The organism is Pseudomonas sp. efr-133-TYG-5 (assembly GCF_030209175.1).
In the GTDB taxonomy this organism is placed as follows: domain Bacteria; phylum Pseudomonadota; class Gammaproteobacteria; order Pseudomonadales; family Pseudomonadaceae; genus Aquipseudomonas.
Genome location: NZ_JARVSM010000006.1, coordinates 1 through 16,804 on the forward strand (window position 1 = coordinate 1; position 16,804 = coordinate 16,804).

The window sequence follows — 16,804 nt, forward strand, 5'->3', positions numbered from 1 at the left end:
TGGACAGAGTGACGGTGACCGGCGTCTGCGCCGGGTTGGTCAATGTCGCGGTGTAGGTAATCTGCCCGCCTTCGACGACCGTGCCGGTGGCGCTCAGGCTCACGCTGGTGGTGTCGATCGAATCGGTGACAGTAGTGGTCGCCGGCGTCGGGTTCGGCACCAGGTTTTCGAAGTTGCCGCCCGTGGCCCCAGTGATCGTGGTGGTGACCGTGCTGCCATTGTTGTAGACGTCATTGGCCGGAGTCGGCACGTTGACGGTGCCCGTGGTCTGGCCAGCGCCGATGGTGATGGTCGAACCGTTGGACAGGGTGACGGTCACCGGCGTCTGCGCCGGGTTGGTCAGGGTCGCGGTGTAGGTGATCTGGCCACCTTCGGTGACGCTGTTGCCGGCGGCCAGGGTGACCGTCGTGGTGTCGATGGTGTCGGTGACCTGGGTGGTGGCCGGGACGGTCGGCGCCGTCACGGTAATGCCGTTGCCGCCGGTGGTGCCGGTGACGGTCACGTCGATCTGGGTCGCGTCGTTATAAACGGTGTCGTTGGGCGCCAGTGGCACGTTGACGCTGCCCGTGGTGGAGCCTGCCGGAATCACGATCACCGAGCCGTTGGACAGGGTGACGGTCAGGTCGGTCAGCGGCGCCTGGGTCAGGGTCGCGGTGTACACCAGCACGCCACCGGCCTCGGTGATGGTCGGCGTGGCGCTGAGGCTCAGGGTCGAATCGCGCAGGGCGTTGGCGGTGCTGTCGGTGGTCTGGCCAGCGGTGATGTTCTGCGCGGCCTGGGCGCCGGCGTCGATACCCGCGGTCGGGAAGCCAATGGTTGGATCGACACGGCCGGCGGTGGCATCGAGCATGACGAAGCTGTGACCGCCACCGGCGGCGCCGCCAGTGCCCGCGGCGCTCGGGCCGGCAGCGGTTGCGTCAAGAGCGGTGGTCGGGTCGACGCCGGCCGCGATCGCCTGTTGCAGTTCTTCCACGGACGGCGCGGCTTGCGCCGTGGCTTCGGCCAGGTCGGTGCTGGAGTCCGGCGCGTCGGCGCTCCACTGGGTGTCTCGACCCAGATCGATAGTGCGGCCATCGGCCAGTTCCAGCGATACGGCGCCGGCGACGCCAGTGTCGACCTGATCGCCAGCGAACAATCGGTCGCCTTCAACGAGTACGCGGCGGATGCCCTCCGGGGACACCACGAAAACCTGACCAACAATGCTTTTGACGATGGCAACAACACTGCTCATTGAAGACTCTCCGGGGTGTCACGTTCAGTTGACTTCCATAGACCTGAAAGGGGCGTCTGGCCGATTCAGTCTGGACGTACTTTTAAAAAAAGATGAAACAAGTTTGACGCGGCGGTTCGTCAATAATTTGGCTAGATTCTTTCGCTATTAACTTTATGCCAAACTATTGACCTTATGGGTGCCATCCTAAACAATCGCCCCACTAATGTCACATTGATATTTCCGCGGCGACCTGTCCTTCAGCGTGTGATCCAGTTCCTTATTTGAACTTTCCGACATACGGTCATTCCGGTTGCCATCATCCGACGCAGCAGCACATTTCGCTGTGATTCAAGACAAGAAGTTCTGGGAAATCTTTACCATGCGTGTGCACCTGTTCAAGGCTCTACCTTTCGCTCTCGCCGCCTCTTTCGTACAAGCACAATCCTTACCAGAAGCCATGCAACAGGCATTGGATGTCCATCCGGAAATCCAGGCAGGGGTCAACAGCCGATTGGCCGCGGATTATCAATTAAAGGCCGCCAAAGGTGGATACCTGCCGAAGGTCGATCTGCTGGGCGGTTATGGTCGTGAAGGCACCGACAGCGTGACCACCCGCGCCAATGGCGGCGGCAATCACTGGGAAACACTGAACCGCAGCGAGTCAAGTTTGCGTCTCTCGCAAATGGTCTTCGACGGTTTTGCGACGTCCAGCGAAGTCGGGCGTCAACAAGCCACCGTCAACTCGCGCGCCTATTCGTTGCTCGGCACTTCCGAGCGCACCGCGTTGACCGTGGCCCAGGTCTACCTGGACGTGCTGACCCGCCGCGAGTTCGTGCGCCTGGCCGAGGAAAACCTCAAGAGCCACCAGCGCATCTACGACCAGATCCAGTTGCGCACCCAGCGTGGCGTCGGCAGTGGCGCCGACCTCGACCAGGCCGAAGCGCGGATGGCGCAGGCGCGCAACAACCTGATCACCGAGCAGACCAACCTCGCCGACTCGGAAACCAACTTCCTCAGCGCGGTCGGCCAGATGCCCGATCAGCTCGAGCGCCCGGCGCCGTTCATGGCGATGATGCCGGCCAACCTCAACGAAGCCCGCACGCAGATGCTGGAAAACAGCCCGATCCTGCGCTCGGCCGAGTCCGACATCGCGGCTGCCGAGAAACAGTACGAAACCGCCAAGTCGACGTTCTACCCGCGTTTCGACGCCGAACTGGGCCGCACCGCCGACAACGACCTCGATGGCCAGAACGGTCACAACAATGAGTGGCAAGCCATGCTGCGCATGCGCTTCAACCTGTATTCCGGCGGCAGCAACAAGGCTGACCTGGAATCCAAGTCGTACCTGTCCAACCAGGCCCTGGACATCCGCAACAACGCCCTGCGCCAGCTGAACGAAGAGCTGGGCCTGGCCTGGAACGCCCTGAACAACGCCAACGCCCAGGTGCCGATCGCCCAGCAGTATGTCGATCACAGCACGGCGGTGCGCACCGCCTACCAGCGTCAGTTCAGCCTCGGCGAGCGCACCCTGCTGGATTTGCTCGACAGTGAAAACGAACTGTTCACCGCTTCGCGGCGTCTGGCCGAAATCAAGAACATTCAGTTATTTACTCAATACCGAATCAAGGCGACCATGGGCGAATTGCTCAAGAGCCAGGGCGTGGTCGCGCCGTTGGCATCCGTTGTGCAGAACGACGTGAAGCCCAAGGTGCAGCTGCCTGGGATGAATTGAGTTTGTCCCTTTTCAACCGTTAAAGAGTGCCGAGCGTGGAATCAGAAGTCAGTCGAGTTCAACTCAGTCATGATCCACGCGCGTTGCACGACGATCCGTTGCTGGATGGTCTGCTTGCCCTGTGCATGCTGCACCAGAAACCCGCCAGCGCGGCCATGCTGACTACCGGCCTGCCATTGCCCAAGCAACGCCTGAGCGTCGAACTGCTGTCCCGTGCGGCGGCGCGCGCCGGCCTGCAAGGGCGGGTGCTGCAGCGCAAGCTCGAAGAAATTCCGGCCATCGCCATGCCGGCGCTGCTGCTGCTCAAGGATGGCCGCAGCGCTGTCCTGCTCGGCTGGCAGGGCGAGCAAGAGGCGCGGGTGCTGCTCAGCGAAAGCGATGGCGGCGAATCCCTGGTCAGTCGCGAACTGCTGGCCGATGACTACACCGGCAAAGTGTTCTTCGCCCAGCCGCAGCACAAATTCGACGTCAACCACGGCACGCTGATTCCGCGCGCGCGCTCGTGGTTCCGCGACACCCTCAAGCGTTCGCGCTGGCTGTACGCCGACGCCATCGCCGCCAGCCTGCTGATCAACATCATCGCCATGGCGGCGCCGCTGTTCGTCATGAACGTGTATGACCGCGTGGTGCCGAACCAGGCGGAAGCCACCCTGTGGGTGCTCGCACTGGGTATCACCGGCGCCTATGTTTTCGACCTGATCCTCAAGAGCCTGCGCAGCCTGTGCCTGGATCTGGCCGGCAAGAAAACCGACCTGATCATCTCCGCCACGCTGTTCGAACGCATCGTCGGCATGGCCATGAAGTACCGCCCGGCGCGGGTCGGCAGCTTTGCGCAGAACATCCATGAATTCCAGAGCCTGCGCGACTTCCTCGCCTCGCTGACCCTGACCAGCCTGATCGACCTGCCGTTCACTATCCTGATCTTCATCGTCATCGCCATTCTCGGCGGGCATCTGGTGTGGATTCCGGTGCTGGCATTCCCGATTGCCCTGGCCATCGGCTACGCCTTGCAGAAGCCGCTGGTGGCGACCATGGAACGAACCATGGCGCTGGGCGCCGAGCGCCAGTCGAGCCTGATCGAAACCCTCGCCGGCCTCGACGCGGTCAAGGTCAACAACGCCGAAAGCGAACGCCAGTACCAGTGGGAACAGACCATCGGCACCCTCAGCCGCCTCGAGTTGCGGGTGAAAATGCTCTCTGGCCTGGCGATGAATATCACCCTGCTGATCCAGCAACTGGCCGGGGTGATCATGATTGTCTTCGGCGTTTACCAGATCATCGCCGGCAACCTGAGCATGGGCGGCCTGATTGCCTGCTACATGCTCAGTGGTCGTGCGTTGAGTCCGCTGGCGTCGCTGTCCGGGCTGCTGACCCGCTACCAGCAGGCGCGAGTCACCATGACCTCGGTCGACCAGATGATGGAGCTGCCGCAGGAACGCAATTTCGAAGAGCGTCCGCTGAGCCGCAAGGTGCTGCAAGGCGCGATCGAGTGCCGTCAGCTCAGCTTCACTTATCCGCAGCAGCAGAACCCGGCGTTGAAGAACATCAACCTGGTGATCCGCCCCGGCGAGAAAATCGGCATCATCGGCCGCAGCGGTTCGGGCAAGAGTTCGCTGGCCAAACTGCTGGTGGGCCTGTATCAGCCGGACGACGGCGCGCTGCTGGTGGACGGTGTGGATATCCGCCAGATCGACGTCAGCGAGTTGCGCTACAACATCGGCTACGTGCCGCAGGACATCCAGCTGCTGGCCGGCACCCTGCGAGACAACCTGGTCTCCGGCGCACGTTATGTCGAGGACGAACTGGTGCTGCAAGCGGCCGAACTGGCCGGCGTCCACGAATTCGCCCGCCTGCACCCACAAGGCTATGAACTGCAAGTCGGCGAGCGCGGCCAGAACCTGTCCGGCGGCCAGCGGCAGAACGTCGCCCTGGCCCGGGCGCTGCTGCTCAATCCGCCGATCCTGCTGCTCGATGAGCCGACCAGTGCCATGGACAACACCGGCGAGGAACGCCTCAAGCAACGCCTCGCGGCGGTGGTTGAAAACAAGACCGTGGTGCTGGTGACGCACCGGGCGTCGCTGTTGTCGCTGGTCGATCGCCTGCTGGTCGTCGACCGCGGGCAGATTCTCGCCGACGGGCCGAAAGCCGCCGTGATGGAAGCGTTGAAGAAGGGGCAGATCAGTGTTGCTTAAGTCGGGTGTCAAGGATTCGATCCGTCGCTACTTCAAGGGCTCTGCCTCGTTGCAGGGCCAGCCGCTGCCGGAGGTCAACAAGGCGCTGATCGAGGATGCGCCGCGCGTGGTGCGCCTGACGATCTGGGCCATCATCGGCTTCTTCGTGTTCCTGATGCTGTGGGCGCACTTCGCCGTGATCGACGAAGTGACCAAGGGCGACGGCAAGGCGATTCCCTCGTCGAAGATCCAGAAGATCCAGAACCTCGAGGGCGGGATCGTCTCCGAACTGTTCGTCAAGGAAGGCCAGATCGTCGAGGCCGGTGCGCCGCTGATTCGCCTGGACGACACGCGGTTCGCCTCCAACGTCGGCGAAACCGAGGCCGATCGGCTGTCGATGCTGCTGCGCGTCGAACGCCTGAGCGCCGAGGTCGATGACCGTCCGTTGAATTTCCCCGAAGACGTGCTCAAGGCTGTGCCGGGCCAGGCGAAAAGCGAGGAATCGCTGTACATCAGCCGCCGCCAGCAACTGCACGATGAAGTCGGCGGCCTGCAGGAACAGTTGATCCAGCGTCAGCAGGAGCTGCGCGAATTCACCTCCAAGCAGGCGCAATATCGCCAGCAACTCGGTTTGCAGCGCCAGGAAATCAACATGTCCGAGCCGCTGGTGGCCCAGGGCGCGGTATCGCCGGTGGAGGTGCTGCGGCTCAAGCGTGCCGAAGTCGAAACCCGCGGTCAGCTCGACGCGACCACGCTGGCAATCCCGCGTGCCGAGTCGGCCATTAAGGAAGTCCAGCGCAAGATCGACGAGACGCGCGGCAAATTCCGCAGCGAGGCGCTGACCCAGCTCAATGAGGCGCGCACTGACCTGAACAAGGCCCAGGCCACCGGCAAGGCCCTGGAGGATCGGGTCAGCCGTACGCTGGTGACCTCGCCGGTGCGCGGCATTGTCAACAAGATGCTGGTCAACACCATCGGCGGCGTGATCCAGCCGGGCAGCGACCTGGTGGAAATCGTGCCGCTGGACGACACCCTGCTGGTCGAAGCCAAGATCCGCCCGCAGGACATCGCCTTCCTGCACCCGGGCCAGGAAGCCACGGTGAAATTCACCGCGTATGACTACACCATCTATGGCGGGCTGAAGGCCAAGCTGGAACAGATCGGCGCCGACACCATCACCGACGAAGACAAGAAAACCACCTACTACATCATCAAGCTGCGCACCGAGCGCAGCCACCTCGGCACCGACGAGAAGCCGTTGCTGATCATCCCGGGGATGGTGGCGTCGGTGGATATCATCACCGGCAAGAAAACCGTGCTGAGCTACCTGCTCAAGCCGATCATCCGCGCCCGGGCCGAGGCGTTGCACGAGCGCTAGAGCTTCACTGGCCTTGCCGGCCTCATCACTGGCAAGCCAGCTCCCACAGAGTTCTTTAATGAGCACACAATTGTGTTCTCACCGAGATCCCTGTGGGAGCTGGTTTGCCAGCGATGGCGTCAGTTTGAACACCACATCTCTGTCAGTAAGTGACACGAATCGTCACTCACCAATCGGTTCATTCCTCACCAATCGCCATATCGTTATTCATTAACAGTATTTAAATTCCACTTCTTATATCTATAAAGTCAATCTCCTGCGTACCTGCCGACCAATCGGCGCGCCGCACGACCTGAACGAACACGCAATCCAGCGTGAGTTTCTGATCGACGTGCGCGCCCGTGAGCGCGCCGTGCGTGGGAGATTTTCTGATGTCCGCAGCTACTGCTACCCCGAGCGCCGCGACTGCCGCGCCGCAAACCTTCGAGATTCGCCCGTTCAGCGGTGCCGTCGGCGCCGAAATCATCGGCCTGGACCTGGCCCTGCCGGTCAACGCACACGACTTCGCGCGCATCCACCGCGCGCACCTCGATCACCATGTCGTGGTGTTCCGCGACCAGCGCATCACCCCTCAACAGCAGATCGACTTCAGCCGCCGCTTCGGCGTGTTGCAGATACACGTGCTCAAGCAGTTCCTGCTGGAAAATCACCCGGAAATCCTCATCGTTTCCAACATCGTCGAGAACGGCCAGAACATCGGCCTGGGCGACGCCGGCAAGTTCTGGCACTCCGATCTCTCCTATAAAGAGCTGCCGAGCCTCGGTTCGATGCTGCATGCCCAGGAGCTGCCGTCCGAGGGCGGCGACACCCTGTTCGCCGACATGCACAAGGCCTGGGACAGCCTGCCCGAGGCACTGCGCAAAGCGGTCGAGGGGCGCTCGGCGGCGCATTCCTACACCGCGCGTTACAGCGAAAGCAAATTCGAAGGCAACTGGCGCCCGACCCTGACGGCAGAGCAGCTGGCCCAGGTCGCCGAAGTGATACACCCAGTGGTTCGCACCCATCCGGAAAACGGCCGCAAGGCACTGTTCGTCAGCGAAGGCTTCACCACCCGCATCGTCGGCCTGCCCGAAGACGAGAGCCAACAGCTGCTCGCCGAGCTCTACGCCCATAGCGTGCTGCCAGAGAACATCTACCGCCATCAGTGGCGGCCCCATGACCTGGTGTTCTGGGACAACCGCTCGCTGATTCACCTGGCTGCCGGCTGCCCCGCACACCTGCGCCGCAAGCTGTATCGCACCACCATCCAGGGCGACGCGCCTTTCTGATTGCCGGAGATCCGATCATGTCCAAACGTCTTCCATTGGCGCCGCTGGCCGCCGCCATCGGCCTGGGCCTGAGCCTGGTTGCCGGCAGCCTGGTGGCGCCGACCGCGGCCCACGCCGAAGGTGAAATCCGCATCGCCGAACAGTTCGGCATTGTCTATCTGTTGCTCAATGTGGTGCGCGATCAGGGCCTGATCGAGAAGTACGGCAAGCAGGAAGGCCTCGATATCAAGGTCGACTGGACGCAGCTCTCGGGCGGCGCGGCGGTCAACGATGCGTTGCTCTCCGGTTCCATCGACATTGCCGGCGCCGGCGTCGGCCCGCTGCTGACGATCTGGGATCGCACCCGCGGCAAGCAGAACGTCAAGGCAGTCGCCTCGCTCGGTAACTTCCCGTACTACCTGGTCAGCAACAATCCCAAGGTCAAGACCATTGCCGACTTCACCGAGAAGGATCGCATCGCGGTGCCGGCGGTGGGCGTGTCCGTGCAGTCGCGCTTCCTGCAATACGCGGCGGCCAAGCAGTGGGGTGACCAAGAATTCAATCGTCTCGACAAGTACACCATCGCCGTGCCGCACCCGGATGCCACCGCCGCGCTGATCGCCGGCGGCACCGAGCTGACCGGGCATTTCTCCAACCCGCCGTTCCAGGACCAGGCGCTGCAGAACCCCAACGTGCACGTGGTGCTCAATTCCTATGACGTGCTCGGCCCGAACTCGCCGACGGTGCTGTTCGCCACCGAGAAATTCCGCAACGACAATCCGAAAACCTACAAAGCCTTCGTCGAGGCGCTGACCGAAGCCGCGCAATTTGCGCAGAACGATAAAGGCGCGGCGGCGGACACCTACATCCGCGTGACCAAGGCCAAGATCGACCGTGCCGAGCTGCTGAAAATCATCGACAACCCGCAGTTCGAATTCAGCGTCACGCCGAAAAACACCTACCCGCTGGCGGAATTCCTCTACCGCGTCGGCGCGATCAAGAACAAACCGCAATCGTGGAAGGACTACTTCTTCCAGGATGCCAAACCGCTGCAGGGGAGCTGATCGAGATGAACGCCCCCTTGCAAGGCCACGCGGCCAGCAACCCGATCGCCACGGCGCAGGCGCTGCTGGCGGTCGACCAGGTCAGCCTCGAATACCGTACGCCGCAGCGCGTCGTGCGAGCCACCCACCAGGTCAGCTTCGAGGTCGATCAGGAGGACCGCTTCGTCCTGCTGGGCCCGTCCGGGTGCGGCAAGTCGACGTTGCTCAAAGCCGTCGCCGGGTTCATTGCCCCGTCCGAGGGCGAAATTCGTCTGCAAGGCCAGCGCGTCGACGCACCGGGGCCGGACCGGATTGTAGTGTTCCAGGAATTCGATCAACTGCCGCCATGGAAAACCGTGAAGCAGAACGTGATGTTTCCGTTGCTGGCCTCGCGCACGTTGAAAAAGAGAGAGGCCGAAGAGCGGGCGCTGCACTATCTGGACAAGGTTGGCCTGGCAGCCTTCGCCGATGCCTATCCGCACACGTTGTCCGGCGGCATGAAAGCACGGGTGGCGATTGCCCGGGCGCTGGCGATGCAGCCGAAAATCCTCCTGATGGACGAGCCGTTCGCCGCGCTGGACGCGCTGACCCGGCGCAAGATGCAGGAAGAATTGTTGCTGCTGTGGGAGGAGGTGCGGTTCACCTTGCTGTTCGTGACCCACTCGATCGAAGAGGCGTTGGTGGTCGGCAACCGCATCCTGCTGTTGTCGCCGCATCCGGGACGGGTCAGGGCCGAAGTGCACAGTCATCAATACGACCTGCACAGCCTCGGCGGGGTAGCGTTTCAGCAATCGGCGCGGCGCATTCATCGCCTGCTGTTCGACGAAGGCCAGCCGGCGGAAACCGAGCGCGACCACGACTTCAACGACATTCGCATCGCTTATTGAGCGGCCTGGAGGATTTGCCCGATGAGCCATTCATCCCCTTTACGTGAAGAATTCGAAACCGTTCTGCAGCCACTGACCAGCGTGCCGCTGGAGCGCGAATTGCCGCTGGGCCAGCGTTTGTGGCAGCAGGGCTGGCTGCGTAAAAGCCTGATCCTGATCCTGCTCGCGGTGCTCTGGGAGGTGATCGCCCGGGTGCAGAACAACGATCTGCTGCTGCCGAGTTTCCTCCAGACCAGTCACGCCTTGTACGACGGCCTGCTCAGCGGCGAGTTGCTGGGCAAGGTGTGGATTTCCCTGGTGGTGCTGGTCAAGGGTTACCTGATCGGCATCGTGCTGGCGTTTGCCCTGACCACGCTGGCGGTGTCGACCCAGCTCGGTCGGGATTTGCTCAGCACCCTGACCTCGATGTTCAACCCGCTGCCGGCGATTGCCCTGTTGCCGCTGGCCTTGCTCTGGTTCGGCCTGGGGCAGAACAGCCTGATCTTTGTGCTGGTGCATTCGGTGCTGTGGGCGCTGGCGTTGAACACCTACGCGGGGTTTCTCGGTGTCTCGGAAACCCTGCGCATGGCCGGGCGCAACTACGGTCTGAAGGGCATGCGCTTTGTGCTGTTCATTCTGATTCCGGCGGCGCTGCCGTCGATCCTCGCCGGGTTGAAAATCGGCTGGGCCTTCGCCTGGCGCACGCTGATCGCTGCCGAACTGGTGTTCGGCGCCACCAGCGGCAAGGGCGGGCTGGGCTGGTACATCTTCCAGAACCGCAACGAACTGTACACCGACAAGGTGTTTGCCGGCCTGGCGGTGGTGATCCTGATCGGGTTGCTGGTGGAGAACCTGGTGTTCGATACGCTGGAGAGGATCACCGTGAAGCGCTGGGGTATGCAGCGCTGATGTGTATTGACTGACCTGGCCCCATCGCTGGCAAGCCAGCTCCCACAGGGATTGTGTGTTCACTCATTCTGTGACCGGCGAAAATCCTGTGGGGGCTGGCTTGCCGGCGATGGCGCCCTTGCAACCACCGCCAGGCGCCAGGGATGTTTGCTAGCATTGCACCCAGATCAATTCAGATCAGCCACGAGTGCTCAGCATGCAACTCCCGGACATGAACCTGTTGGTCGCCCTCGACGCCTTGCTTGACGAGGGCAGCGTGGTCGGTGCGGCGCGGCGAATGAACCTCAGTCCCGCCGCCATGAGCCGCACCCTGACGCGAATCCGCGAGGCCATCGGCGACCCGATACTGGTACGTGCCGGTCGCGGTCTGGTGCCAACGCCCAAAGCCCTCGCGCTGCGTGAACAGGTGCGCGACGTGGTCGAGCAGGCGGCGCTGCTGTTTCGCTCGGCGGACGCCGTGGAACTCGGCACCCTGCGTCGGCGCTTCAGTATCCGCGCCAACGACTTTTTCGTCGGGGTGTACGGCGGCAAGCTGTTCGACACCCTCGACCAGCAGGCGCCGCATTGCGAGCTGCGTTTCGTCCCCGAAGGCGACGGAGATGATGAAGCGCTGCGCGAAGGGCGGATCGACCTGAGCGTCAGCAACACCCGCCCGGTGACGCCGGAAGTGAAGGTGCAGAACCTGTTTTCCACGCATTTCGTCGGGCTGGTGCGCGCCGATCATCCGTTGCTCGACGGCGAAATCACCGCTGAGCGTTATGCCGGTTTTTCCCACATCAGCATGTCCCGCCGCGGCATCGCCCGCGGGCCGATCGACACCGCCCTGAATGCGTTGGGCCTGGAGCGGCGGGTGGCGGTGATCGCGCCGAGCTTCCATGCGGCGATGTTCGCCTTGCCGGACTCCGACCTGATCCTGCCGGTGCCCAAGGAAGCGCTGCTGAGCGTGCGGCGGCTGGGCCTGAAACTGCGCTCGTTCGACCTGCCGATCCCGTTGCCGACCCTGATGCTGACCCAGGCCTGGCATCCGCGCTTCGACAAGGACCCGGCGCACCGCTGGCTGCGCGAAACGCTCAAGACCTGTTGCGACGAAACGTGGCTGGCCGCCCAACCCTGAATACGCAAGCCGAGTCAGCCTTGGCACCTTTCTATCTGGCGATAAACAGTTGTGTCTGATGCACTTATAACCTGCCGATAAGTCAATTTTCGTCAGCACTAAGCCCGACTAATATGCTCCGGTATTTTTCCCTCCGGAGTGTGTATTCATGACTTCCCTGACGGCCCCGGCACCTGTCGCCGCGGCCAGTCCGGCGACGGCGGCCACGCCACCGGTGTTCGGCGTGCGAATCATCACCGGCCTGGTCGGTGTGCTGCTGGCGGTGCTGGTCTCGGGCCTCAACGAGATGGTGACCAAAGTCGCGCTCGCCGACATCCGAGGCGCGCTGAACATCGGCTACGACGAAGGCACCTGGCTGGTCGCCTGTTATGCCGCGACCTCGGTGGCGGCGATGGCGTTCGCGCCGTGGTGCTCGGTGACCTTTTCGCTGCGTCGCTTCACCCTCTGCGCGATCAGCCTGTTCACGCTGCTCGGCGTGTTGTGCCCGTTCGCCCCGAACTACGAAAGCCTGCTGCTGATGCGCACCCTGCAAGGCCTTGCCGGCGGGGCGTTGCCGCCGATGCTGATGACCGTTGCCCTGCGTTTCCTGCCGGCCAATTTCAAGCTCTATGGCCTGGCCGGTTACGCGCTGACGGCGACGTTCGGCCCCGGCCTCGGCACGCCGCTGGCCGGCCTGTGGAGCGAATACGTCGGCTGGCAGTGGACGTTCTGGCAAATTATCGTGCCGTGCCTGATTGCCATGGCGATGGTCGCCTGGGGCCTTCCGCAGGATCCGCTGCGCCTGGAACGTCTCAAGACGTTCAACTGGCAGGGCCTGCTGCTGGGCTTCCCGGCGATCTGCATGCTGGTGATCGGCCTGCTCCAGGGCAATCGGCTGGACTGGTTCGAATCGAACCTGATCTGCGCGTTGCTCGGCGCCGGTGCATTGTTGCTGCTGGCGTTTTTGATCAACGAGTGGTCGCAGCCGATCCCGTTTTTCAAGTTGCAGATGCTCGGCATTCGCAACCTGTCTTTTGCGCTGATGACCCTCGCCGGGGTGTTGGTGGTGTTGCAGGCGGTGGTGTTGCTTCCGTCGAGCTACCTGGCGCAGATACAGGGTTATCGCCCGGTGCAGACCGCGCCGATCATGCTGATCGCGGCATTGCCACAGCTGATCGCGCTGCCGCTGGTGGCGGCGCTGTGCAACTTGCGCTGGGTCGATTGCCGCTGGGTGCTCGGCATCGGTTTGAGCATGCTGGTGCTGTCTTGCCTGGGCGGCTCGCTGCTGACGTCGCAATGGATTCGCGACAACTTCTACGTGCTGCAATGGTTGCAGATCTTCGGTCAGCCGATGTCGGTGCTGCCGCTGTTGATGTTGTCCACCGGCAGCATCCAGCCGCAGGACGGGCCGTTCGCCTCCGCATGGTTCAACACGGTGAAAGGCCTGGCCGCGGTGGTCGCCACGGGCGTGATCGAAGCGCTGACCACGGCGCGCCTGCATTTCCACTCGACGATGTTGATCGACAACCTCGGCAATTCACCTTTGGCCGATCGCAGCGATCCGGGCCTTGCCCATCGTTTGCACGAACAGGCCGTGGTGCTGACTTCTTCCGATCTTTATGTGTGCATGGCCGGCGTCGCGGTGGCGCTGATCCTGCTGATTTTCTGGCTGCCGACGCGGATTTTCCCGCCGCGCGCGCCGACCTGATGGCTGTACGGGAACAGAAGGTTTTTATGACGACTCAAGCAAAGCAAAAAATCGCCGTGGCCGTGGCGGCTGCCCTGGCCGTCGGCGTGCTGCTGTATCTGGCGGTGCCCGGCCTGTTTGGCCAGCGCACACAGCAAAACACCAATGATGCATTCGTGTCCGCCGACTTCACCCTGGTGGTGCCGCGTGTGGCCGGGTTCATCAAGGAGGTGCTGGTGGAGGACAACCAGCAGGTCAAGGCCGGGCAGTTGCTGGCCCTGATCGATGACCGCGACCTGCGCGCCGCCGCTGAAGCGGCCGATGCGCAGACCCTGGTGGCACGGGCGCAGTTGCAGAACGCCCGGGCGACGTTGGAGCGTCAGGCTTCAGTGATCGCTCAGGCGCAGGCAGCGGTGGTTTCGGCCAAGGCACAAATGGCCTTCGCCCAGCAGGAACTCAATCGCTACAACCATTTGGCAGGCGTCGGCGCCGGCACCGTGCAGAACGCGCAGCAGGCGCGTACGCGGATCGATCAGGCGACTGCGCGACTGGATACGGCCACGGCCAGACTGGCGGCGGAGCGCAAGCAGATCGACATTCTCAGCGCGCAACGCGATGCCGCCGAAGGGGGCTTGAAGCACGCGCAGGCGGCGTTGGAGATCGCCAGTTTCGAGTTGTCCTACACGCGCATCACCGCGCCGCAGGATGGCATGGTCGGCGAGCGTGCGGTGCGCGTCGGCGCTTACGTGACGCCGGGCAGCAAGCTGCTGGCCGTGGTGCCGCTGCAGCAGGCGTACGTGGTGGCCAACTTCCAGGAAACCCAGCTCACCGATGTCCACCCGGGACAGGCGGTGCAGGTGCGCGTCGACAGCCTCGGCGGTGAGGCCTTGAACGGTCGTGTCGAAAGTATTGCCCCGGCCACTGGCGTGACCTTCGCGGCGGTGAAACCGGACAACGCCACGGGCAACTTCACCAAGGTCGTGCAACGGATTCCGGTGAAGATCGTCCTCGAGCCCGGTCAGCCGTTGGCCGAGCGGCTGCGCGTGGGCATGTCGGTGGAGGCGAGTATCGATACCCGTCGTTCGGCGCCGGCGCAGCGCGAGGTGACGCAGCGATGATTTTTGTTGAATCGGCTGGCGCCATCGCTGGCAAGCCAGCTCCCACAGAGGGTGTGCAGACTGGCCGGGATCCTCATTCCAAACAGAGCTCTTTGTGGGAGCTGGCTTGCCAGCGAAGAGGCCAGTGGCAACAACTCACCCTCGGAGCCTTGCTCGCCCTTGGCCTCAGCGCCTGCACCGTCGGCCCGGACTTCCACAAGCCCGAAGCCACACAAATCACCGACTGGGCCAAACCCGCCAAATCAGCCCCCAGCCAGGCTGTCAGCGAACCGCTGAACGAGCGCTGGTGGGAGGTCTTCCATGATGCGCAACTGTCGGCCCTGACCCAGCGGGCGATGCACAGCAACCTCGACCTGCAACTGGCGAGCAGCCGCTTGCAACAAAGTCGCGCCGCGCGGCAAGTGATCACCGCGGATCGTTATCCGACCACTGCGGCGACCGGCAGCTACGCCCGCCAACGCAACAGCGGCAAAGGCTTGAGCGATCCGTCTGGGCATAACGGCGATTCCGCCTTCAATTTGTGGGATGCCGGTTTCTCCGCGTCGTGGGAGCTGGATTTCTGGGGCCGCGTGCGCCGGGAAACCGAGGCCGCCGACGCCAACCTCGAAGTCGCCGAAAACGATCGTCGCGGCGTGCTGCTTGCGGTTCTGGCCGACACCGCGCAGAACTACATTCAACTTCGCGGTGTGCAGAACACTCGTGCAGTCACCGAGCAGAACCTTGACGTCGCGCGCCACAGCCTCAAGCTCTCGCAACTGCGGCTCAACGATGGTGTGGCGACCGATCTGGACGTCGCCGAGGCTGCAGCGCAAGTCGCGGCCATCGAATCGCGTCTGCCCGCGCTCGAACAACGCCAGTCGCAACTGATCAACGCGATCAGCCTGTTGATGGGCGAAGCGCCCCAAGCGCTGGCCAAGGAGTTATCCACAGATGCCACCGTGCCGCAGTCGCCGCTGCAAGTCGCCATCGGCCTGCCGTCGCAATTGGCGGAACGGCGCCCGGATATCCGTCAGGCCGAAGCCCGGTTGCACGCCGCCACCGCCAATATCGGTGTCGCCCAAGGCGATTTCTATCCGCGCATCACGCTGTCCGGAAACCTGGGATCGCAAGCGATGCAGCTCAGCGATTTCGGTTCGTGGGGTTCGCGCGCCTTCGGCCTCGGCCCGCAGTTCAGCCTGCCGCTGTTCGACGGCGGACGCTTGCGCGGCGTCCTGCAGTTGCGCGAAGCCCAGCAACAGGAAGCGGCGATCGCCTACCAGCAAACCGTGCTGCGTGCCTGGCACGAGATCGACGACCAGTTGACCGCCTACAACGCCAGCCAGCGTCGCCGCGACAGCCTCGCCGAAGCGGTACGCCAGAACCAGATCGCCCTGCGCACCGCGCAACAGCAATACGTCGAAGGCGTGGCCGACTTCGTCAATGTTCTCACCGTGCAAGGCGCGTTGCTGGCGACCCAGGAGCAGTGGGTGGAAAGCTCCACCGGCGTGTCGCTGGCGATGGTCGGGTTGTATCGGGCGTTGGGTGGGGGATGGGAGTCGGTGTATCCGGCGCAAGGTTCGCCTACCAGTAATCCGGCTTGAAGGCGGGTTTCTTGCCAGTGGCCACTCGTTCGGGAAACTGGTGCAGGAACAGCTCTTCAGGGGTGATGACGCGCCGTAGCCAATGCGAATGGTCTTTCAGAGAACCAGGGGATGGGCGGTTCAATCCCGCTCTATGCGGAAGGATGACGCCGACGATGATGTGAGGGAAGTCCGCCCGAATGGCTTTCAATGCCGGCGTCATATCCGTGTCGCTCGATACCAGGACAAGCTGCTCGATACGCGTTTGCCGGTCCAGCGTTGCCTGGCGCCATGCCGTGCGGTACATGCTGATTGCGATATGAACGTCGGTTTCCTTTTCTTCAAGCTTCCAGATATCGACTTTGTCCTGGCGTGAGGCTTTGGTGTTCCTGTCGACAAATCGTGGGGCTTTGGCCGGCTGAAGTTGATGGCGACCAAAGTGCACGGTGACATTGGTCGCGCGCAAAGCCCTGATGTAGGTGTCTTGGGCTTCCTTGGACACGCGACCGAGCGTCGCGAGTTCCGGCTTGATCGAAGACGTGAAGTAATCAATCGAGACGACGCTGTTCTGCGGGTTTTCAACAAGCGCTACATGGGCCAGCAAACTTTCAAGGTTCAGCCATTTGTAGGGTGTGCCAGCGAGCAGTCCGTAGAACAGGTTATAGCCATCAACAAAGAAAGCGGTGCGCACACATGATTCCTCAGAAACGAAAAAACCGGCCTGAGCCGGTTTTTTCACCCCAACGGCCAGCGAACTGAATCGCTGCGTACGGGGTTGAGTGAGGCCA

Annotated in this window: 13 protein-coding genes; 11 read left to right on the forward strand and 2 right to left on the reverse strand. The window is 62.8% G+C overall.

Annotated elements, in window-relative coordinates; translation table 11 throughout:
• Positions 1–1,231, reverse strand: a 1,231-nt coding sequence (locus QRN70_RS19060; RefSeq protein WP_285419474.1) for a retention module-containing protein, incomplete at its 3' end; no start/stop codon positions are given.
• Positions 1,232–1,592: 361 nt separating this feature from the next.
• Between QRN70_RS19060 and QRN70_RS19065 the strand changes: the two genes are divergently transcribed.
• The 11 genes from QRN70_RS19065 to QRN70_RS19115 all read left to right on the forward strand — a co-directional run bounded on the left by QRN70_RS19065 (position 1,593) and on the right by QRN70_RS19115 (position 16,037).
• A complete protein-coding gene (locus tag QRN70_RS19065; RefSeq protein WP_285419475.1) occupies positions 1,593–2,945 on the forward strand; it encodes a TolC family outer membrane protein in 1,353 nt (450 codons plus the stop codon).
• Between the two features lie 35 nt (positions 2,946–2,980).
• The gene (locus tag QRN70_RS19070; RefSeq protein WP_285419476.1) at positions 2,981–5,137 is read left to right on the forward strand and encodes a type I secretion system permease/ATPase; all 2,157 of its coding nucleotides are present in this window, start codon (positions 2,981–2,983) and stop codon (positions 5,135–5,137) included.
• Positions 5,127–6,494 (forward strand): HlyD family type I secretion periplasmic adaptor subunit, encoded by a 1,368-nt coding sequence (locus QRN70_RS19075; protein ID WP_285419477.1) that lies wholly within the window; start codon positions 5,127–5,129, stop codon positions 6,492–6,494. Before QRN70_RS19070 ends, QRN70_RS19075 begins: the two co-directional genes overlap by 11 nt.
• 371 nt (positions 6,495–6,865) lie before the next feature.
• A complete protein-coding gene (locus tag QRN70_RS19080; RefSeq protein ID WP_285419478.1) occupies positions 6,866–7,762 on the forward strand; it encodes a TauD/TfdA dioxygenase family protein in 897 nt (298 codons plus the stop codon).
• Positions 7,763–7,779: 17 nt separating this feature from the next.
• A complete protein-coding gene (locus QRN70_RS19085) occupies positions 7,780–8,805 on the forward strand; it encodes an ABC transporter substrate-binding protein (protein WP_285419479.1) in 1,026 nt (341 codons plus the stop codon).
• A gap of 5 nt (positions 8,806–8,810) precedes the next feature.
• Positions 8,811–9,671: an ABC transporter ATP-binding protein gene (locus QRN70_RS19090; RefSeq protein WP_285419480.1), complete on the forward strand. Its 861-nt coding sequence runs from the start codon at positions 8,811–8,813 to the stop codon at positions 9,669–9,671.
• A 21-nt stretch (positions 9,672–9,692) separates the two neighbouring features.
• Entirely contained in the window at positions 9,693–10,559 is an 867-nt protein-coding gene (locus QRN70_RS19095; RefSeq protein WP_285419481.1) for an ABC transporter permease, read from the forward strand.
• Positions 10,560–10,755: 196 nt separating this feature from the next.
• Positions 10,756–11,673: a LysR family transcriptional regulator gene (locus QRN70_RS19100; RefSeq protein WP_285419482.1), complete on the forward strand. Its 918-nt coding sequence runs from the start codon at positions 10,756–10,758 to the stop codon at positions 11,671–11,673.
• Between the two features lie 148 nt (positions 11,674–11,821).
• A complete protein-coding gene (locus tag QRN70_RS19105) occupies positions 11,822–13,360 on the forward strand; it encodes an MFS transporter (protein WP_285419483.1) in 1,539 nt (512 codons plus the stop codon).
• 26 nt (positions 13,361–13,386) lie between these two features.
• A complete protein-coding gene (locus QRN70_RS19110) occupies positions 13,387–14,457 on the forward strand; it encodes an HlyD family secretion protein (protein ID WP_285419484.1) in 1,071 nt (356 codons plus the stop codon).
• Complete coding sequence (locus QRN70_RS19115) at positions 14,454–16,037, forward strand: efflux transporter outer membrane subunit (protein ID WP_285419485.1); 1,584 nt, start codon at positions 14,454–14,456, stop codon at positions 16,035–16,037. Before QRN70_RS19110 ends, QRN70_RS19115 begins: the two co-directional genes overlap by 4 nt.
• Here QRN70_RS19115 and QRN70_RS19120 read toward each other — a convergent pair.
• Positions 16,018–16,707, reverse strand: coding sequence for an NYN domain-containing protein (locus QRN70_RS19120; protein WP_285419486.1), 690 nt, complete (start codon positions 16,705–16,707; stop codon positions 16,018–16,020). The genes QRN70_RS19115 and QRN70_RS19120 overlap by 20 nt on opposite strands.
• Positions 16,708–16,804 lie beyond the last annotated feature (97 nt).